Annotated in this window: 17 protein-coding genes; 10 read left to right on the top strand and 7 right to left on the bottom strand. The window is 71.9% G+C overall.

All coding sequences use genetic code 11. From position 1 onward, the window contains the following. Positions 1–54: 54 nt before the first annotated feature. Positions 55–1440: an amino acid permease gene (locus tag HCC61_RS09565; RefSeq protein WP_240968863.1), complete on the top strand. Its 1386-nt coding sequence runs from the start codon at positions 55–57 to the stop codon at positions 1438–1440. 190 nt (positions 1441–1630) lie between these two features. Here HCC61_RS09565 and HCC61_RS09570 read toward each other — a convergent pair whose 3' ends face one another. Continuing rightward, a complete protein-coding gene (locus tag HCC61_RS09570; RefSeq protein ID WP_169134868.1) occupies positions 1631–2383 on the bottom strand; it encodes a DUF2238 domain-containing protein in 753 nt (250 codons plus the stop codon). A gap of 419 nt (positions 2384–2802) precedes the next feature. On the opposite strand from HCC61_RS09570, the gene HCC61_RS09575 reads away from it, so the two are divergent. Continuing rightward, positions 2803–4347, top strand: coding sequence for an amino acid permease (locus tag HCC61_RS09575; protein WP_169134869.1), 1545 nt, complete (start codon positions 2803–2805; stop codon positions 4345–4347). A gap of 16 nt (positions 4348–4363) precedes the next feature. On the opposite strand, the gene HCC61_RS09580 is transcribed toward HCC61_RS09575, so the two are convergent. From HCC61_RS09580 to HCC61_RS09595, 4 genes are all read right to left on the bottom strand, one after another. Then, positions 4364–4921, bottom strand: a complete 558-nt coding sequence (locus HCC61_RS09580; RefSeq protein WP_169134870.1) for a hypothetical protein — start codon at positions 4919–4921, stop codon at positions 4364–4366. Between the two features lie 239 nt (positions 4922–5160). After that, positions 5161–5601: an excalibur calcium-binding domain-containing protein gene (locus HCC61_RS09585; RefSeq protein ID WP_206322289.1), complete on the bottom strand. Its 441-nt coding sequence runs from the start codon at positions 5599–5601 to the stop codon at positions 5161–5163. A 237-nt stretch (positions 5602–5838) separates the two neighbouring features. Continuing rightward, positions 5839–6756, bottom strand: coding sequence for a TauD/TfdA family dioxygenase (locus HCC61_RS09590; RefSeq protein ID WP_206322290.1), 918 nt, complete (start codon positions 6754–6756; stop codon positions 5839–5841). Then, the gene (locus HCC61_RS09595; protein ID WP_169134872.1) at positions 6753–7937 is read right to left on the bottom strand and encodes an isocyanide synthase family protein; all 1185 of its coding nucleotides are present in this window, start codon (positions 7935–7937) and stop codon (positions 6753–6755) included. The genes HCC61_RS09590 and HCC61_RS09595 overlap by 4 nt, the downstream gene beginning before the upstream one ends. A 109-nt stretch (positions 7938–8046) precedes the next feature. Here HCC61_RS09595 and HCC61_RS09600 point away from each other — a divergent pair, with 109 nt between their 5' ends. Continuing rightward, positions 8047–9021, top strand: a complete 975-nt coding sequence (locus tag HCC61_RS09600; RefSeq protein WP_169134873.1) for a LysR family transcriptional regulator — start codon at positions 8047–8049, stop codon at positions 9019–9021. Positions 9022–9125: 104 nt separating this feature from the next. On the opposite strand, the gene HCC61_RS09605 is transcribed toward HCC61_RS09600, so the two are convergent. Together HCC61_RS09605 and HCC61_RS09610 are read right to left on the bottom strand one after the other, a co-directional pair. Continuing rightward, positions 9126–9566: a nuclear transport factor 2 family protein gene (locus HCC61_RS09605; RefSeq protein ID WP_169134874.1), complete on the bottom strand. Its 441-nt coding sequence runs from the start codon at positions 9564–9566 to the stop codon at positions 9126–9128. Positions 9567–9767: 201 nt separating this feature from the next. Further along, positions 9768–10742 (bottom strand): LLM class F420-dependent oxidoreductase, encoded by a 975-nt coding sequence (locus HCC61_RS09610; protein ID WP_169134875.1) that lies wholly within the window; start codon positions 10740–10742, stop codon positions 9768–9770. Positions 10743–11004: 262 nt separating this feature from the next. On the opposite strand from HCC61_RS09610, the gene HCC61_RS09615 reads away from it, so the two are divergent. The 7 genes from HCC61_RS09615 (at position 11005) to HCC61_RS09645 (ending at position 19966) form a co-directional block, all read left to right on the top strand. Continuing rightward, on the top strand, positions 11005–12015 hold the full coding sequence (locus HCC61_RS09615; protein ID WP_169134876.1) for a DeoR/GlpR family DNA-binding transcription regulator: 1011 nt from the start codon (positions 11005–11007) through the stop codon (positions 12013–12015). Continuing rightward, a complete protein-coding gene (locus HCC61_RS09620; RefSeq protein WP_169134877.1) occupies positions 12012–13604 on the top strand; it encodes a rhamnulokinase family protein in 1593 nt (530 codons plus the stop codon). The genes HCC61_RS09615 and HCC61_RS09620 overlap by 4 nt, the downstream gene beginning before the upstream one ends. A gap of 84 nt (positions 13605–13688) precedes the next feature. Next, positions 13689–14711: an autoinducer 2 ABC transporter substrate-binding protein gene (locus HCC61_RS09625; protein ID WP_169134878.1), complete on the top strand. Its 1023-nt coding sequence runs from the start codon at positions 13689–13691 to the stop codon at positions 14709–14711. A 284-nt stretch (positions 14712–14995) separates the two neighbouring features. Continuing rightward, complete coding sequence (locus HCC61_RS09630; protein ID WP_169134879.1) at positions 14996–16750, top strand: sugar ABC transporter ATP-binding protein; 1755 nt, start codon at positions 14996–14998, stop codon at positions 16748–16750. After that, complete coding sequence (locus HCC61_RS09635; protein WP_169134880.1) at positions 16732–17949, top strand: ABC transporter permease; 1218 nt, start codon at positions 16732–16734, stop codon at positions 17947–17949. The genes HCC61_RS09630 and HCC61_RS09635 overlap by 19 nt, the downstream gene beginning before the upstream one ends. Beyond that, positions 17946–19076, top strand: a complete 1131-nt coding sequence (locus tag HCC61_RS09640; protein ID WP_206322291.1) for an ABC transporter permease — start codon at positions 17946–17948, stop codon at positions 19074–19076. Before HCC61_RS09635 ends, HCC61_RS09640 begins: the two co-directional genes overlap by 4 nt. Next, a complete protein-coding gene (locus HCC61_RS09645) occupies positions 19073–19966 on the top strand; it encodes a class II aldolase/adducin family protein (RefSeq protein ID WP_169134881.1) in 894 nt (297 codons plus the stop codon). The genes HCC61_RS09640 and HCC61_RS09645 overlap by 4 nt, the downstream gene beginning before the upstream one ends. The last annotated feature ends 30 nt before the right edge of the window (positions 19967–19996 follow it).

A 19996-nucleotide genomic window follows, 5' to 3' on the forward strand; every position in this document is an offset into this window, starting at 1 on the left:
GGCGGCGGCTCCGGTGAAGAGTACGAACGCGGTCTGGGATCACGTCAGGTCCAGATGATCGCGATCGGCGGCGCCATCGGCGTGGGACTCTTCATGGGTGCCGGCGCGAATATTGAGAAGGCCGGCCCGAGCATCGTCGTGATGTACGCGCTCGCGGGTGCCGTCGTATTCCTCATCATGCGGGCGCTCGGCGAACTCCTCCTCTACCGCCCGGTCTCCGGAAGCTTCGCGGAATACGCCCGTGAGTTTCTCGGGCCGTTCTTCGGATTCGCGACGGGCTGGACGTACTGGCTCAACTGGGTCGTCACAGGAATGGCCGAGCTGACCGCGGCGGCGATCTATGTGCACTTCTGGTTCCCGGCGATTCCGCAGTGGGTCAGCGCGCTGGCGTTCCTCGTCGTGCTCTTCGGGGTCAACCTGATCTCGGTGAAGATATTCGGCGAGGTCGAGTTCTGGTTCTCGATGGTCAAGGTGACGGCCATCATCGGAATGATCGTGATCGGCCTGGGCGTGCTGACCCTGGGCTTCTCGGAGGTCGGCGACACCGCGTCGCCCGCCAACCTCTACGCACACCACGGCTTCTTCCCCAACGGCATCGGCTCCAGCCTGATGACCCTTCAGGGCGTGATGTTCGCCTACCTCGCCGTCGAACTCGTCGGCGTCACCGCGGGCGAGTCCGAGAACCCGGAGAAGACCCTTCCCAAGGCCATCAACACGCTGCCCTGGCGCATCATCTTCTTCTACGTGGGCGCGCTGCTGGTGATCCTCTCCGTGGTGAAGTGGACCGACTTCTCCGCGGGGGAGAGCCCCTTCGTGCACGCCTTCTCCGAGATGGGCATCCCGCTCGCAGCCGGCATCGTCAACTTCGTCGTACTCACCGCTGCCCTGTCGTCGTGCAACTCCGGCATGTACTCCACGGGCCGCATGCTGCGCGACCTCGCCGCGAACAACCAGGCCCCGAAGATCTTCGGGCGGCTCAACTCCCGCAAGTCGCCCGCGTTCGGCATCACCGCCTCCGTGGCACTCATGGGCGTCGGCGTCGTACTGAACTACCTGGTGCCGGAGAAGGCCTTCGCATACGTCACGTCGGTGGCCACCACCGCCGGTATCTGGACCTGGATGGTGATCCTCGCCAGCCACATCCGCTACCGGCTGGCGCTGCGGGCGGGCCGGCTGCACCGCTCCCCGTTCCCCGCCCCGGGCGGCGCCGTCGCGAGCACGGTCGCGCTGCTCTTCCTGTTCCTGGTGACCGGGCTCATCGCCTACGACTCCGAGGCGCGCATCTCCCTGTACGTCGGAGCCGTCTGGGCCGTGCTGCTCGGCGGCGGCTGGGTCAGGTTGCGGCAGCGCCGGACTCACGCCGGGCTTTCCCAGCCGCGGCCGGCGGAGGACGGCGCGGAGCACGGGACGGAGCCCGACGGCTCGCTCGTCTCCAAGTAGCGGGCGACACCGCTGCGTTCACCACCGCGACGGCTTCTGCCCCCGCAATACCGGCCCGTGGCCGGCGGTCCCACCCCCGTCCGCCGGTCACGGGCCTTCTCGTGCTCGTGGCGCTCATGTCCCGTGGTCATGGCGCCCAGGGTGCCCGGGGCGCGCGCGGCGCTCGTCGCGCTCGTGGCGCTCACGCCGCTCACCGCGTCGCGGCGGTCCGAGCCGCGGCGGCCGGTGCCGCGGCCGTCTCCCCGTCCTCGCCGAGCCGTGCCAGCTGCCGGTCGTGCACCCTGCTCAGCAGGAGCAGCGACGACGTCGCACCGACGAGCGCGAGGAACATGTCCCACTGGGTGTCCCACGCGTCGCCCTGCGTGGCGAGGAAGTCGTCCGCCCCGGAGCCCCCGATCAACGCGGCCCACCACTCGATCAGTTCGAAGAAGGCGCTGAAGGCGAGGCAGCCGCAGACGACGAGCGGCGCCAGCCAGCGGCTGCCGCGCAGCGGCGAACGCCGGGCGAGGATCTCCCGCCACAGCACAGCGGGCACGAAGCCCTGCACGAAGTGCCCGATCCGGTCGTACGGATTGCGGGCCAGCCCGAGCCCGTCCTGGATCCAGTCGCCGAGCGGTACGCGCGCGTAGGTGTACTGGCCGCCGAGCACGAGGACGAGAGCGTGCAGGGCGAGCAGGCAGCACAGCAGCGCCGTGAGCGGGAAGCGCCGCCACGCCAGCACTGCGACCGGTATGCCGAGAAAGACCCAGAACGTCTCCATCAGCCAGGTCGCGCGGTCGTACGGGGCCAGACCCGAGACGATCAGCGCCACCGTCACCGCGGCCACGAGTGCGCCCGGCAGCGACAGCCGGAATCGGGGCGCGGCCGGGGTGCCGGTCGGGCCGCTCGGACCGTTCGGGCCGGTTGCGCCGGTGGTGGTCTGGGCTGAGCCGGTCGAGGACATCGTGGCCGTCCGGGTGTGTGGGGATGGGGTGTTGTGCCGGTGCGCTGCTGTGCGGGCGGGCGCCGCGGCGCACCGAGGACTGCGTACCGAGGGCTGCGGACGTACCGGCGGCTCCCCGGCGTTCCGGCGGCTCCGCGGCGTACCCACGGATCCGCCGGGAGGCCCGCGCTACGTGGCCATCCTCCGGAGGCTGGGCGCCCCGGGCCATGAGTATTCGTACTCAACTCACTGAGGCCTCGTCCCCGAGTGAGAGTGCCCGTCCGGAGGCTCCCGGCCGCGGCCGCTCCCGGGTTCACGAGCGGAACAAACCCGTGGCAGGGTGGCTGTCGCCGCCGGGGCGTACGCCGCTCACCGGCACCGACGGATCCGTCACCGCACCGACAGGGGCGCACACGGCCCTCGACAGAACGAGTCACACCATGAACATCCTGCGAAAGATGCCGGTCGAGCACGTTCTCGACCGGAACCGGCAGAACACCCTGAAGCGCCGCCTGACCGCGGTGTCGCTCGCGGGTTTCGGCGTCGGGGTCATCATCGGGACCGGCATCTTCACGCTGGTCGGCGTCGAGGCGAAGGAGCACGCCGGGCCCGCGGTCGTCCTCTCGTTCGTGGTCGCCGGCGTCGTCGCGTCGCTGGCGGCTCTCTGCTACGCGGAGCTGGCGTCGTCCGTGCCGACCGCGGGCAGTGCGTACACCTACGCCTTCGCCACCCTCGGCGAGCTGTTCGCCTGGATCATCGGCTGGGACCTGCTGCTGGAGTTCGCGCTCGGTGCCGCCGTCGTCTCACGCAGCTGGTCCGGCTACGTCGCCAATCTGCTGCACCTGCCCGCGGGCTGGTTCGGGGAGGAGGCGACGGTGAACGTCGGCGCGGTGATCATCATCGCCGTGCTCACGGTCGTCGCCGTCGCGGGCATCCGCGAGTCCTCGCGGCTCACCAACGCGCTCGTCGTGATCAAGGTGTCCGTGTGCGTGCTGATCGTCGTCGCCGGTCTCTTCTTCGCGCGGGGCGCGAACCTCTCCCCGTTCGTGCCGCCGGCCCAGCCCGCCGAATCCAGCGCGAGCATCGTCGACCAGCCGCTGATCCAGGCGGTGGCCGGTCTGGAGCAGTCCGTCTACGGCTTCGGAGGCGTGCTCACCGCCGCGGCCGTCGTCTTCTTCGCGTACACCGGGTTCGAGGCGCTGGCCAACCTCGGCGAGGAGACCAAGGAGCCCAAGAGGGACCTGCCCCGCGGGCTGCTCGGCAGCCTCGCGATCTGCACCGTGCTGTACGTCGCGGTCGCGCTGGTGCTCAGCTCCATCGTCGACTACCGCAAGATCGATGTGGGCGCCCCGATCGCCGCGGCCTTCCAGTCCGTCGGCGCTCCCTGGGTCGGCGCCCTGGTAGGGCTCGGCGCGGTCACCGGTCTGACGTCGGTGATGATGGTCGAGCTCGTCACCCTCGGCCGCATCGGCTTCGCGATGAGCCGCGACGGGCTGCTGCCGCGCCCCTTCTCAGAGGTCCATCCGAAGTGGCGCACACCGCACCGGATGACCATAGCCATCGCCGTACTGATCATGATTCTCGCCGGGTTCGTGCCGATCGCCGAGCTCGCCGACATGGTCAGCATCGGCGCCCTGTCCGGGTTCCTGATCGTGGCGCTGGCGGTGCCGGTGCTGCGCCGCCGCAACCCCGATCTGGAGCGGCCCTTCCGGGTGCCGCTGTCACCGGCGCTGCCCCTGGTCACGGCCCTGGCATGCCTGTATCTGATGGCGAACCTCGACGTCTTCACCTGGCTGCGGTTCGCCGCGTGGCTGGTGCTCGGCCCGGTGATCTACCTCGGTTACGGGCGCAGGCACTCGATCCTGGCGGGCCGTACCGGGGCGGGTACGGAGACGGCGGCGAAGGGTGCGAAGGAGGGCGGCGACGGCGGCGATGCCGGCAGCGGCGAGGGCGGCGGCGATGGCGGTGACGGCGCCCGGGGATGAACCGGGCCGCCCGTCGTCAGCCCCGCTCCGCCAGCTTTCGCAGGGTGAGCAGCTGACGGCGCATCATGAACAGGTCGCCCCAGGCCAGGACCGGGCGGCGCAGCCGCCCCATCGCTCCGTCCGTACCGCCCACGACGAGCTTCGCCAGCAGCCTGGTCGTGCCGGGGCCCTCGTCGGTCACGGAGTAGGTGACGGTGAAGTCCCCGAACAGACGGACCCCTTTGGGGTCGTCCATGATCAGGGTCATGTGGCCGTCCGGCGCGAAGGCCGCCAGCCGGAAGATCCTCATCACCCGCTGGCCCGTCTCCAGGCGCCCGGCGCCGGGGGTGAGCTGCCGCGGGCTGCGGCGTCCCCTGTTGTCCAGCAGGTCGTAGCTGTACGGGGCGACCTTGAGCTGGCACAGCCACCGGAAGACCGTGGCACGGTCCGCGGTGACCGTGACGGCACGGAACCACTCTTCGCGGGGCCCGCCGATCAGGCCGTCGCACGGGTAGGCCCTGCGGATCTCGTCCTCGCGGGCACCCCACACGCGGGGGAGCCCCCAACGGGCTGTCGGATTCGGTCTGCCGCGCACGTCTGAAGCGTCCGCCCCGGCCCCGCCCGCCGTCAACAGGTGCAGGACTCCCACCACTTGGGGCCGCGAGGGCCGGTGCGGTGCGGTGCGGTGCCGTGCGGTGCGGTGCGGTGCGCGGACAGGGCGCGGGTGCGGACAGGGTGAGGCCCCGCCGTGCTCACCGCGACGACGGGGCCTCTCGCCATGTGCCGCTTGCCGTACGCGGCTTGCTGCGTGCTGCCTGCTGTATGCGGCGTCGGCTACTCGCTCTCGCGCCGTCTCTGCGTCGCCACGAGGACGCCCGCACCCGCGACGAGGACCAGACCGCCCGCCGCGGCGATGTACGGCGTGGAGTCGTCCCCGCCGGTCTCGGCGAGACCGCCCGCGTCCTCTCCGCTCTTCTTCCCTTCGCTCTTGCCGCCGTCCTTGTCACCGGCCTCGTCGCTGCCCTCGCCGCCGCGGTCCTTCGCGGGGACGAAGTCCGCGGGAGGCTGGTCGCAGGCGACGCCGTCCCCGTCCCGGTCGAGGTGCTTGCCGTAATGCTCGTCGCTCTCGCGGATGTTGGAGTAGCCGGCGTCATAGGCGGCGGAGCAGTTCTTGAAGGGGTGGCCCCCGTCGTGCGCGACAGCCACGGACGGCGCGAGCGCCAGTCCCAGAGCGCCGATGGCGGCGATCGTCGCGGCCGATGTGCGGATCTTCATCTTCACGTCTCCGATGGAGTGGCGATGCTGTGAACGGGGGGTGGTGATGATGTGACTCAGGATCCTTGTCGTGGGTTGTACGTCGTGCATGTGATGTCCGGTACTGGTGGGGAATGTTCAATTCCCGTGAGTACCAGTCGACTTGACCGCTCCTGAGCCCTCCCGCCGTCCGGGCCGCACCCCGGTCGTCCGCCCGCCGCCCGCGCGAATCACCCCGGCTGACCGCTGTCCGTACGGTCAGCCGCCGGAGCGCAGCGCCGGATTGCGCAGCGGCGGATCGCCGAGGACGTGGACGCGGCGCAGATGGCGCGGGGCGCGGCTCGTGAACGCCTCACGGCCGTGCAGCAGCGTGTAGTTGTCGGCGACGACAAGGTCGCCGGTCTGCCACCGGTGCGTGTACGAGTGCCGGGGTGCGCGCAGCGCCCTGCTGAGGCCGTCGTGGAATTCCGCCAGGCCGTCCTCCGGCAGGCCGCTGAAGGTCAGGTCCGGGTGGTTGATGAACTCGTCGTCCGCGGCGACGGGTTCGTTGTAGCGGATCACCGGTTCGCCCGTGACGGGGTGCGCGCTGACGACGGGGGAGACGGCGACGCTGTCGTAGAACTCCATCCTGCGGCGGTACGTGCCGGTCACCTGCTCCCACAACTCCCGTTCGGCCGGGACGGCTTCGCGGAGCACGGCGGAGGTGTGCGAGAAGACCGTGCCGCCGCCCTGGTTGCGGCCGGGGGCGCTCACGCAGTGGAAGATCTGGAACTCGGGCACCTCGGGCCGGTACATCCCGTCCCAGTGCAGCGGCACATGGCGGTGGTCGAAGATGTGGTCGCCGGGATTCTCGTGCTCGACGAGTTCGAGCACGGCGCCGAACGGCCACATGCTGATCTCGCCCCACTGTGCGCAGTAGGCGGTGAGTTCCTCGGCGTCCGCGAAGCCGGTGAAGCCGCGCAGCAGCAACAGGCCGTGCTCGCGGACGAGTTCGCGGAGTTCACCGACGGGGAGGTCGGTCGGCCGCTCCTCCGGCGAAGCGGCTTCTAGCAGTGCGCCGAAGGCGGTCCGCGGCAGCAGGGCGGGTGTGCGGCCGGACGTGCCGGCGGTGCTGCCGGGCGTGGTGCGGGCCGTCGTAAGGGGCGTCGTCGGGGTCGTACGGGCGGTCAACTTCACCACTCCTCGCGTGTGTCGGGAAGTCCTGGAAGGGCGGGGGCGCCGGCGGTCGGGGGTCCGGGGTGCGGGGCGGCGCCGTCCGCGCCCCGAGCCACCGCTGCCACCGTGGCCACCGTGGCCGCCGCTGCGGGCGCGGTCGTCGCGGTCGTCGCGACCGTCGCCACCGGCGCCGACTCGTCCGCGAGCAGGCCCGGTTCGCGCAGCACGTAGTGGCTCGGCCGTCCGTCGCGTACGGCCAGCTCGCCGCCCAGCCGCTCGGCCTCCGCCCGCTTCATCAGCACCACACGGCCGCCGACGTCCACGGCCACCCCGTGCCACGGAGTGAGCCACGCGCCGGTCGACTCGCCGAGACGGATGCCGAGCTTCGCCGAGGAGCAGGGCTGCGGATGGATGGACAGGCGCACGGAGCCCGGGAACCGCTCGGCGAGGAAGTCGCCCCATGCCTTGCTGCGCTGGATGACGACGTACGCGCGCCGCCGCGCGTCCCGTTGCAGCGCCGCTCTGCTACCGCCGTACTCGGGGGTGTTGCCGTCCTCGAAGAGGAAGCGCGTGACGGCCCGGTACAGCGGCAGGTCCTCGCCGTGGCGTATGCGGGCGCGCAGCGACTCCAGCGGCACGGCGTGGCGTTCGGTGAGCACGCGGCGCATTTCGTCGTGACCGAGGTCCGCGAACCCGGTCGCCTGGTCGAGAGTGAAGACCGAGACCGCCCGGCCGGGCAGCGCGGCGACCATCGAACGCAGCGCGTCGTGATACGCCGTGATGTCCTCGTCGGGTATGCGGACGGCGTCACTGAAGACACGGCCATCGGAGCAGATCACGATCTCCGCGCCGGGCGGATGGACCTCCCGTATGCGGGCGGCCAGCAAGTCAAGGAATTCCAGGGCGACTTCCTCGGCCAGATCGGGCAGCGCACCGAGCACCTTGGCGCGGTTGGGCGACTTGCCGGGGAAGGCCGGCAGCAGCAGACGCACGGGACGCCCTTCACGGACGAACGGCTCGATCACGCGGGCCTGCGTCTCCTCGCAGGCGCCGCAGGGGAATTCGCGGCACTCGCCGGGCTGGTGGGCGGCGCCGCCGGCTCTGCGCTGATGCCGCAGCAGCAACCGGGCGATGACGCGGGCCCGTTCTCTGGCTCTTCCGGCTTCGGACGCGGGCAGGGGCAGGGCATGCGAAGCGAGCATGCGATGGCTCCTCGCGGTGTGGTGGGGGGTGGGGGTCGGGCGCCCGTGACCACACGATGCCCGCTGCCGCCCGCTCCCTGCTCATCCCTCGTGGCCATAGCATCGAGTGATGGACCTCGAAGTGCGCCATCTCCGAGTGGTACGGGCCGTGGCCGACGCCGGGAGCCTGACCCGCGCAGCCGTCGCACTGGGGATGTCGCAGCCGTCCCTGACAGCGCAGTTGCAGCGCATCGAGCGGATGCTCGGCGGCCCCTTGTTCGTACGCCACCGGGGCGGCGCCAGCCCCACCGCGCTGGGCGAGCTGGTCACCGCGAAGGCCCGCGAACTGCTGCCGCAGCTGGACTCGGTGCAGCAGCAGGTGCTGTCCCATCTCGGTTTCGCCGACGGGCGGTTGTCGCTGCGCTACGTCGCCAACCCGGGACCGCTGATGGTGCGGATGCTGGACCCGCTGCGCAAGCTCTTCCCGGGCGCCGAGGCGAAGTTGCGCACCGAGTCCCATGTCTCCGTCGTCGTCGACCTTGTCGCGGACCGGCAGCAGGACCTGGGCGCGGTCGTCGAGTACGAGGGGAAGCCGCGTCCTCCGCGCCGTGAGGTGACCGAGCAAGTGGTCGCGGTGGAACCGGCGTTCGTGCTCCTCTCCGAGCGGCACCGGCTGGCGGGACGCCCGGAGCTGGACCTCGGCGAACTCGCCGACGAGGAGTGGGTGCTGCCGCCCAGCCACGGCAGCGGCCTGCACGACGCATTCACGGCGGCATGCTCGCGTGCCGGGTTCACCGCCGTCGTCCAGCACGAGGCGGAGGCCGCCGCGGCGCGCGAACTCGTGGTCGCCGGGGCCGCGATCGGGCTCGCGCAGGCGACCTTCCGCAGTACCCCGGGCATAGTGCCGCGCCCGCTGCGCGGCACTCCCTTACGGCTGCGGCACTCCCTGGCGTGGCACCGGGACAGCGCACTGGCCGCGTACGGCACGGCGCTCGTCGAACGCGCGGAGCGGGCGTACGCCGACGCGGTCGGTAACAACCCGCAGTATGCGGCCTGGTTGAGCGAGCACGGCGGACTGAGCCAGGGGTACGGGGCCACGTGCTGAGACCCGTCCGGCGGGGTTCGTGGACGCCCAACTGCCGCTGTTCGGCGTGTGGTTGAGCCGTTGAGTTGACAGGGCTCAGGCGCCGGGCCTGGGCCGACGAGCCGTCAGCCCTGGGCCGCCGCCGACGGATCGGGAACGAGCCCGTCGGCGACGAGCCCGGCGAGCACGGCCTCGCCGAGCGCCTGCACGGCGGACTGCGGCCGGACCATCACGGTGAACTCCTTGATCAGACCCGCCTCGTCGAACTGGAGCAGATCCAGACCGTGGATCTCCTTGCCGTTCACGGTGGCACGGAAGATGAGGATCTCCGACGGAGCCTCGGTGCCGTCCGCGCTGGTCTCAGCCGTGCCTTCGAGCCGCCCGACGTAGCGGAAGTCCTCGAACGTGCGCAGCAGTACGCCGAAGAGCCCCATGACCAGGGGCCTGCCCTCGAACGGGGTGAACTTCACCGGGCTGTAGAAGCTGACGTCCTCGGTGAACAGCTCTTCCAGCGCGCCGTGATCGCCTGTCTCGACGGCGGCCCGGAAGCGTGCGGCGGTCTCCAATGCCCCTCCATGTGTCGCGGACACTCAAGTCCCTGTGTCGCGGGCACTCAAGGATGGCAGAGGGCAGCGGAGGCCGCCGTGGCGGGACGCTCGCCCGGGCACAGCTCCGGCACCGTTCCGCGCACAACTCCGGGCACAGCCCCGGCACCGCTCCGCGCACAGTCCCGGCACCGCTGCGGGCACCGCCCCGGGCCCGTACCGTCACCAGGGCAGCAGCGCCTCGGCCAGCGTGCGCCACTCGGCCCGCGGCAGCGCACCGAAGGGCTCTTCGGTGACGACCTGGAGCGCCACGTGGTCGGCGCCCGCGTCGAAGAACGACGCCACCTTCGTCCGTACCGCTTCGGCGTCGCCGAGGGCGTAGACCGCGTCCAGCAGCCGGTCGCTGCCCCCACCGGTCAGATCGTCCTGGGCGAAGCCCAACCGCAGCCAGCTGTTGCGGTAGTTGGCCATTGCCAGATAGCGCTCCAGGTAGGCGCGCGCCGACGTACGGGCGCGTTTCAGGTCGGGGTCGAGCACGACCTTGAGCTCGGGTGCGAGCAGCGCGTCCGGGCCGAGGATCTCGCGGGCACGGGCGGTGTGTTCCGCAGTCACCAGGTAGGGCAGCGCGCCCACCGCCCGGTCGCGGGAGAGCTCCAGCATCCTCGGGCCCAGAGCCGCGAGGGCGCGCTCGCCGGCCGGTACGGGCCGCGGCGCGGCGTCCAGCTCGTCGAGGTAGCGGCGCATCGCGGTGTAAGGGCGCCGGCGCAGCTCCTCGCGGGTCGCCTCGTCCTTCGCCGCCTCGGCGTGGCTGACTCCCAGGCCGAGCACGAAGCGGCCGCCGTGCGCCGAGTTGAGGCGGGCGTGCTGCGCCGCCACGTCCTCGGCACGGTGCTGCCAGATGCTCATGATGCTCGTGCCCACCGTGACGCGTGACGTGGCGGCGAGTACGGGCTCGGCCTGGGCGGGGCCGGGGCTGGCGCCGATCCAGAGCGTGCCGTAGCCCGACTCGTCGAGTTCGGCCGCCGCTTCGGCGATCTCCGTACGCCGCGCCGGGTCGCCGGAGTGCAGGGCCGGGCTCCACAGCCCGATCCGGCCGAAGCGCCGGGCATGGTCGCCTCCGGCGCGGGCGTCGTCCGGGCGGGCGTCGTGGGTGCGGGTGCCGTGAGCGTTGTGCCCGTCGTGTTCGTTCGTCGTCATGCCCGTAGAGCCGCGGGGTCCGCGCCCGGTATTCCTTGCTCTCACCCGCACGGGCCCGCGGGGATTCCACGTCGGTTGCGGCCGGTCCGCGCTTCGCGGCGTCCGCCCGCACGGGCCCCACGTCACCGTTCGCTTTCGAAAGAAAGCCCTTCGACGGCGATTTCTGTTTCCTTCATTGACTTTCCGACTTTGCGATTTCTACTCTCACGCAGCGTTTCGAAAGGCCTCCAGGCGCGTTCCTGATCCTGCGGGGAGTTGTGGCATGCCGGGCATCGCGGAGCACGAGCGTCAGCAGGAGGTGCTGCGGCTGCTCGAAGGGACGGGCAGGGTGAGCGTCCCCGAGCTGGCCGAGCGCCTGGGCGTCTCCGTGGTCACCGTGCGCAAGGACCTGGACGCGCTGGAGCGCCGCAGGATTCTCCGCCGGGTGCGCGGCGGCGCCGTCGCGGTGCGGGGCGCGGACGAGGGCGCCTTCGAGATGAGGGTGCGCTATCGCGTACCGGAGAAGCAGGCCATCGTCCGTACCGCCGCGAAGCTGGTGCGCGACGGCGACGCGATCGCCCTGGACTGTAGTACGACCTGCTACCACCTGGCCCGCGAGATCCGGGACCGCAGCGGCCTGATCGTCGTCACCAACGGGCTGCGCGCGGCGGAGGTGCTGAGCGAGTCCGACGCGACGGTGGTGATGCCCGGCGGCACGCTGCGCCGGTCGTCGTGGTCGCTGGTCGGGGACGTGGGGGAGGCGTTCGACGGGCGGGGCCGGGTCGCCCGCGGCTTCTTCGGCCTGCGCTCCCTCTCTCCCGAACTCGGCCTGCTGGAGCTGTCCGCGGAGGAGACCGAGGCGAAGCGGATGCTCGTGGCGCTGTGCGACGAGGTGTACGGGCTCTTCGACGCCGGCAAGGCCGGCAGGTTCGCGCTGCACGCCTTCGCGAAGTCCGGGCAGGTCGACGGCCTGATCACGGACGCCGGCGCATCCGACGAACTGGTCGGGCAGTGGCGGGCGGTCGGAGTGCCCGTACAGCGGGTGCCCGTACGCGGGGGAGCGGCGGAGGACGGTCCCGGCGGAGCGCCGGCGGGCGAGCGGGAGGCGGCGGCGAGCGCCGCGGCGGACGACGCGGCGGCGAGGGCCGCGGCGGACGACGCGGCGGCGAGGGCCGCGGCGGACGACGGGGCAGGGGACGGGACGGGGACCGAGGCGGGGACCAGGGACAGGGCGGGGGCCGGGAACCGGAACCAGGCCGGGAACCGGAACCAGGCCGGGGACGGGGCGACATGAACGCACGCCGCACCCGCCGCAATGTGCTCGCCGTGGATCTCGGCGCCGAGAGCGGACGAGTCGTACTCGGCGGCTTCGACGGCTCGGCGATCCGCACCCAGGAGGTGCACCGCTTCGCCAACACCCCGCGCACCGGCCCGGACGGGGTGCTGCGCTGGGACCTGGACCGGCTGTGGCGGGACGTACGCGACGGGCTGGGCAAGGCGGCGGCACTGTCACCCGACCCCATCGACTCCGTCGGCGTGGACACCTGGGGCCTGGACCACGGATTCATCGACGAACGGGGCGCGATACTCGACGACCCCGTCAGCCACCGCGACGGACGCACTCGCGGAATGCTCGCCGAAGCGGCCCGGCTGGTGGGCCGGAAGCGGCTCTACGCGGAGACCGGCACCCAGCTGATGGAGATCAACACGATCTTCCAGATGCTGGCCGACGTACGTGACGGGCAGGGGCGGGAGCGCGAGCGGTACGCCGCGGGGAACCGGCTGCTGATGCTGCCGGACCTCTTCCACCACCTGCTCTGCGGAAGCACCGTCGCCGAGTACACCGCCGCGAGCACCACCGGCGCGTACGACATGACGCGCCGCCGGTGGGCGACCGGCCTCCTCGACGACCTCGGCATACCGACGGGCGTGCTGCCCGAAGTCGTCGACCCCGGAACCGACTTGGGGCCTGTGCTGCCGGAGGCGTCGGCGGGCCACCCCGCGTACCGGAACACCCGGGTCGTGGCACCCGGCAGCCATGACACGGCGAGCGCGGTGGTGAGCGTGCCGTTCGCCGACGCCTCGGCCGCGTACATCTCCTCCGGCACCTGGTCGCTGATCGGGGTCGAGACGGACGCGCCGCGCGTCGACGAGGCCACGCGCCGCGCCAATCTCACCAACGAGGGCGGAGTCCTCGGCACCGTCCGCCTGCTGCGCAACTGCATGGGGCTGTGGCTGCTCCAGGAGTGCCGCAACCAGTGGGCACGCGAGGGGCGCCGCTACGGCTACGGCGAACTGGCCGCGCTCGCGGCCGAGGTGCCCGCGGGCCGCAGCGTGGTCAATCCCGATCACCCTGACTTCGTGGCGCCCGGCGACATGACGGGCCGGATCCGCCGGTACTGCGCCCGCACCGGTCAGCCCGTGCCGGACGGGGTGGCGGAGACGGCCCGCGTCGTCGTGGACAGCCTCGCCCTCGGCTACCGCAGGGTCCTGGAGGACCTGGCGCGGGTGACCGGACGGCGGCCGTCCGCGGTGCACATCGTGGGCGGCGGTTCGCGCAACGCGCTGCTCGACCAGCTCACCGCCGACGTCAGCGGACTGCCCGTGCTGTCGGGGCCGGTGGAGGCGACCGCGCTCGGCAACATGCTCGTCCAGCTGCTGGCCCCCGGCGAACTCGCGGACCTCTCGGAGATGCGCGAGGTCGTACGGGCCGGGCAGCGGCCGGAACTGTATGAGCCCGGCGGCGACGGCTCGGCGGACGAACGCTACGGCCGGTACCGGGAGTTGGTCGCGGCGGATGCGGCGGATGCGGCGGATGCGGCGGATGCGGCGGATGCGGCCGCCGGGGCCGCGGGGGCCGGGACGGCGGAGACGGAGACCTGAGCGCGGGGAGCGGGGATCGGGGAGCGGGGCGGGAACCGAGGCGGGGAGCACGACGTGAACCGCCGCACCGAAAGGAGAGGCAGGATGCGCATATCGCGAGGAGTCGCCGTGGGTGTCGCGGTGGCGGTGTCGGCGTCCCTGACGCTGGCAGGGTGCAGCAAGAAGAACAACGGATCGGGCGGCTCGTCGGGCGGAGGCGGGCCGAAGGTCGCGTTCGTGCCGAAGGTGCAGGGGATTCCGTACTTCGAGGCGATGAACAAGGGCGGCAAGAAGGCCGCGAAGGACCTCGGCGCGCAGTGGATCTACAAGGGGCCGACCACCGCCGACCCGGGCGCGCAGACGGACATCGTCAAGTCGCTCCTCCAGCAGCGCGTGGACGTGCTCGCCGTGGCGCCGAACGACCCCGACTCCATGCCGCCGATCCTGCGCGACGCCAAGGACCAGGGCGTACACCCCATGACCTCGGACACGGACGCGCCGAACTCCACGCGTGAGGTCTTCGTCAACCAGGCCACCCCTGAAGGCATCAGCAAGGCGCTGACGGACACGCTGATGAAGAAGACGGACGGCAAGGGCAAGTACGCGATCGTCTCCTGCGGGCAGACCGCCGAGAACCTCAACTCCTGGATCAAGGAGCAGAAGAAGTACACGGCGGAGAAGTACCCGGACGCGAAGATCGTCGACATCGTGTACGCGGGCGAGGACGAGGCCAAGGCCGTCTCCATGGCCAAGGACCTGATGAACGCGCACCCGGACCTCAAGGGGCTCGTCGGGGAGTGCACCACGTCGGCGCCGGGCGTGGCCAAGGCGGTACATGAGGCGGGCAAGACCGGCAAGGTCGCCACCACGGGAGTGGGCACGCCGAAGTCGATGAAGCCCTACCTGGAGGACGGTTCGTCCGCGGGCGCGGTGCTGTGGAACGTCGAGGCGCTCGGCTATCTGACCGTATGGGCCGGAAAGCAGGTCAGTGAGGGCAAGAAGTTCAAGAAGACCAACCGGGTCAGCGACGAGCTGCCCGCGGTCAAGTACTTCCCGGACCGCAAGGAGCTGCTCCTCGGCGACCCGCTGCTCATCACCAAGGACAACGCGGACGACTACGACTACTGACGGCGGGTGCCCGGCGCGCGTCGTGCCGGGCGGCCGACGGCTGTCGGGCCGACGGCTGACAACTGGCAGATCACAGCTGACAGATGACGGCTGACGACTGGCAACTGACGGATGACGACTGGCAGCTGACGGATGACAGCTGCCGGATGACGACTAACGGCTGACGGTCGACGGATGACGACCGACAGATGACAGCTAACAGATGACAGACGATGTCACCTGCCGTGCCGAGTGAACCGCCGCCGGGGCAGGGGCGGCGGTTCGCCGCACGGCCGAGGAGTGAGATGACCCAGTCTGAGACGCCCGGCCCCGAGAGGGACCGGCCCGGGACGCCCGGGCCCGGGAAGACCGGGCCCACGACGACTCCGCCCACCCCGACCCCGACCCCGACCACGGATTCCGCGACGCCTCCGACCCCGACCACGGGCTCCGGGACGCCCCCGACCCCGGCCACGGGCTCCGGCACCGCCCCCGCGGCGGCGCTGCTCGTCTCCCGTGGAATCCGTAAGCGCTACAGCGGCGTACAGGCCCTGCACGGCGTGGACTTCGACGTGTACGCGGGCGAGGTGCACGCCCTGGTCGGCGAGAACGGCGCGGGCAAGTCCACGCTCATCAAGATCATTTCGGGTGCGGAGTCCGCCGACGAGGGGACGGTCGACGTCGACGGCCGGAGCCTCGCCGCGGGCGACACCAACGCGGCACTCGCCGCGGGCGTCGCCACCGTCTATCAAGAGCCGCAGCTGTTCGGCGAGTTGACCGTCGCGGAGAACATCTTCCTCGGACGCGAACTGCGCCGCGGCGCGCTCATCGACTGGGGAGCCCAGCGCGCACGCGTCTCCGCGCTGCTGGAACGGCTCGGCCTGGACCCGGCGCTCGCGGACGTACGGGCCGCGGATCTGCCCGTGGCCGAGCAGCAACTGGTCTCGATCGCGAAGGCGTTCGCACACGACGTCCGCGTCCTCGTGCTCGACGAGCCGTCCGCGATCCTCACCGACCAGGAGGTGCAGACCCTCTTCCGCGTCATCGACTCGGTGAAGGCCGAAGGCGTCGGCGTGATCTACATCAGCCACCGCCTCGACGAACTCGTCGTCGTAGCGGACCGGGTGACCGTGCTGCGCGACGGCGAGGTCGTCGCCACCCGTCCCGCGCGCGAACTGACCGTACGGCAGACCGCGGAGCTGATGACCGGACACGCGCTCGACGAGCGCCGGGTCTCCCGCGAGGCGCCGGCCGCCGATCCGGTGCTGGAGGTACGGGGACTGGGCGCGGGCCGTGCGTTCCGCGACGTGGATCTGGTGCTCAGCCGGGGCGAGGTGGTCGGTCTGTACGGGCTCGTCGGCTCCGGCGTGAACGAGGTGGCACGCGCGCTGTACGGAATCGACCCCGCCGACCGCGGCACCGTCACCGTCGGCGGCCGTCAGCGGCGGCTGAGCAGCCCCCGGGACGCGGTGCGCGCCGGTGTCGCGATGCTGCCCGCGAACCGCAAGGTCCAGGGCGTCTTCGCGTCCAAGTCGATCGGCTTCAACATCTCCATAGGCCATCTCGCGCTGCTGAGCAGACTCGGCGTCGCGATGGACCGCCGCCGCGAGAAGGCCGTCGCGGCGGACTTCCTCCAGCGCATCGCGATCAAGGCCCCAGGAGTGCACTCGCTGGTGGGCACGCTCTCCGGCGGCAACCAGCAGAAGGTCGTACTGGCCCGGTCGCTGGTGGAAAGGCCTCCCGTCCTCGTCCTCGAAGAGCCCACGCAGGGCGTCGACGTCGGCGCCAAGGACGAGATCCACGACATCGTCCTCTCCCTCGCCGACCAGGGCAGTGCCGTGCTCGTCGTCTCCTCCGACCTGGCCGAACTCCAGCGGCTGGCCGACCGGGTGCTGGTCATGCGGGAGGGCCGCACGGCGGGGGAGTTCGCCCGCGGCGCCTCACAGGCGGATCTGCTCTCCGCGGCGGCCGGAGGCGACGAGGAGGAACCGACCTCGCTGGACGAGGCGAGGGCCGCGATCACCGAGGAGGTGAACCAGCCATGGGACCCACGGCCGTAGAACCCGACGGCACCGGGGACTCCGGGGACACCGGGGACACCGGCGGCACCGGCCGCGCCGGGAAGGCCGGGGCCGAGGGCACCGCGAGGACCGGGAAGCCCGGCGGGGCCGGAACCGGGACCAGGACCGGTGCCCGGACCGGGACCAGTGCCAGGACCGGGACCGGTGCCGGGACCCGGGCCGGTGCCGGGACCCGGGCCGGTGCCGCCGCCACCGGCCCCGCCCTCCTCCGCTCCCGGCGGGGCGCCCTCCGCCTCGTGGAGGGGCAGGAGGCGGTGCTCGCCGCGCTCCTCGTGGCGCTGTGGCTGGTGCTCGGCCTGAGCACCGACACCTTCCTCGCCGCGTCCAACCTCCAGAACATCCTGTTCACCGTCGCGCCCGTGGCGATCGCCGGCATCGGCATGACGGCGGTCATCGTCACCGCGGGCATCGACGTGTCGGTGGGCGGGACGCTCGCCGTGGTCGGCGTCGTCGTGGCCAAGCTCGTACGGGACGCGGGGGCCGGGCTGCTTACCGCGGTCGCCGTCGCCGTGCTGACCGGCGCCGTGCTGGGGCTGGTCAACGGCCTGCTCGTCGCGTACGGACGGCTGCATCCGATCATCGTCACCTTCGGCACGCTCAATCTGTTCCGCTTCGTGGCCCTCCAGATCTTCGACTCCAAGCAGGTCTCGGGCGTCCCGGGCACGTTGGGCCTCCTGGGCGGCGGTGAGAGCGGACTCTCCCTCGGCGTGCCGCACGCCGCGATCCTCGCCCTCGTGCTGGCGGCCGGCGCCTGGAGCTATATGCGTTACGTGCCTACCGGCAGGCACCTGTACGCGGTGGGCGGCGACGCGTCCGCCGCCCGTCTCGCGGGCGTGCGGGTCGAGCGCCGCCAGATCAGCGTCTATGTCCTCGTCGGTCTGCTGGTCGGCCTCGCGGCGTGCGTACGCATCGGATCGGGCGGCCTGGTCGGGCAGGACATCGGCACCGGCTTCGAGTTGGAGGTCATCGCGGCGGCGGTGATCGGCGGTACGAGCATCCTCGGCGGACGCGGCAGCGTCGTCGGCACCCTGCTGGGCGCGCTGCTCGTCAGCACCATCACGAGCGCCGTCACGTTGCTGAACTGGCAGAACGAACTCACCCAGCTCTTCATCGGAGTGTTCATCGTCGCGGCTGTCGGCGCCGACCTCCTGCGCGAGCGAAGGAGGCGATCCCTGTGACCACCTCGACGCACGGCACCCCGGCCGAGGAGTCAGCCGACGCGGCGGCGAAGGCGCGGGCAGGCGGCCCGCCGGAGGACGCCGGCGAGGGCGCGCCCGGCCACGTGCGTCTGCGCCGTGCCCTTACCGTCCTGCTCACCGAACGCGTGGTGCTGCTCGCCGCGTTGCTCGTCGTACTGCTGGTGTGGATGAAGGTCCTCGACACGGGCGGCTATCTGCTGGCGCCCTACGACCTGACATATCTCGCGTCGGCCCTGGAGACTATGGTGCCGCTGTGCATCCTCGGCCTGGCCGAACTGCTGGTGATGGTCTCGGGCCGCGGCGGCATCGACCTGTCGGTGGGCGCGACGGTCAGCCTCGCGGGCATGGTCTTCGGATACACGGTGAGCGAATGGGGCTGGTCCCCGCTGCTCGCGGTTCCGGCGACGCTCGTGGCAGGGGCGCTGCTCGGCGCGGTCAACGGGTTCCTCGTGGCGAGGCTCGGCTTCCCCGCGCTGATCGCCACGCTCGCCACGTACTACGCCTACAGCTCCGTGGCGCTGGTCGGCAGCGGCAACAAGCCCGTCTCGACGGCGCCGGTGCGCGACCTGCATTCGCTCACCAGCCGGGTCCCGCTGCCCGGGCTGCCCGATGTGCCGATGCAGGTCTTCACCTTCCTGCTGCCCTGCGCGGTGCTGGTGTGGCTGCTGGTGAACCGGAGCACCTTCGGCCGCAAGCTGTACGGGGTCGGCACCAACGACGTGGCGGCGCGCTTCGCCAACGTGCCGGTCGTCTCCGTACGGCTGCGGGCCTTCACGCTCTCCGGGCTGCTGTCGGCGGTGGTGGCCGTGGTGACGGTGGGGCAGTTCGCCTCCGCACGGCCCGACGCCGGCACCGTGGGCAACGGCATGGCGCTTCCCGCCATCACTATCGCGGTGCTCGGCGGGGTGGCCATCACCGGGGGCATCGGACGGGTGGGAGGCGTCGTGGTCGCGGCGCTGCTGGTCGCGTGGCTCAACGCCGGGATCCTGCTGGCCTTCGAGGGCTCGCAGGGCAGCCGCATCCAACTCCTCGCCCTCGGCGTGCTGTTGGTGTGCTCGGCGCTGCTGAACTCGGTCACCGCCCGCCGCACGGGCGGCTTGCGGTGAGCGCCCTGTGGAAGCCGGAGGCAGTTCCGGAGGAGCTGGTCGGGCTCACGCGCCGGCTCGGCGATCCGGCCGCGGACCTCGTGGTGCTGGCGGAGGGCAACACCTCGACGCGCCTCGCCGACGGCACGTTCGCAGTCAAGGCGAGCGGCGCCCGCATGGACTCGGCCGCCGCCGGCGACTTCGTCGTGGTCGATCCGGGGGAGCTGCTGGATGCGATACGGCCTCGTGCGACGGATGGACATGCGACGGGTGGACGTGCGACGGCCGGTGCGCGCGGCGGAGGACGCCCGACCCAGGACGAGTTGACGGACGCGCTTGCCGTGCGCGGCCCGTACGAAGGCCCACCGGGACGGGCCTCCGTCGAGACCCTGGTGCATCTCGCCGCCCTCGAATACGCGGACGCGACGTGGGTGGCGCACACCCATCCCACCGCCGTCGTGGGACTGCTGGCCTGCCCCGGCGCCGAAGAGCTGTGGAGCGCGCCGCTCTTCCCCGACGAGGCGGTCGTCCTGGGCCGCCCCGCGTGGGTCCCGTACGCGGCTCCCGGGCTCGAACTCGGCCGCGCCGTCGCCGAGTCGCTGACGCGCCACCGCGAGACGGAGGGGGTTCCGCCGCGGCTGGTGCTGCTGGGCAACCACGGCATCGTCGCGCTCGGCCGGACCCCGGCGGAGGTGGAGGCGGTCACGGCGATGTGCGTCAAGGCGGCACGGATACGTTCGGTCGCGCTCGGGGCCGGCGGTACGGCACCGCTGGAGGCGGGCCATGCGGCGGCCCTCGCAGGCCGCGGCGACGAGAGGGAACGGTGGGCCCGGCTCGGCGGCGCGGCGTCCGGGGGTTCGCCGTCCGGCGTTGCGGGGTCCGGGAGTTCGCCTTCCGGGAGTGCGCGATGAGCGGCGCGCTCGACGCGGCGGGGCCGCCGG

It is taken from the genome of Streptomyces sp. HNM0575 (genome assembly GCF_012726265.1).
GTDB lineage: Bacteria > Actinomycetota > Actinomycetes > Streptomycetales > Streptomycetaceae > Streptomyces.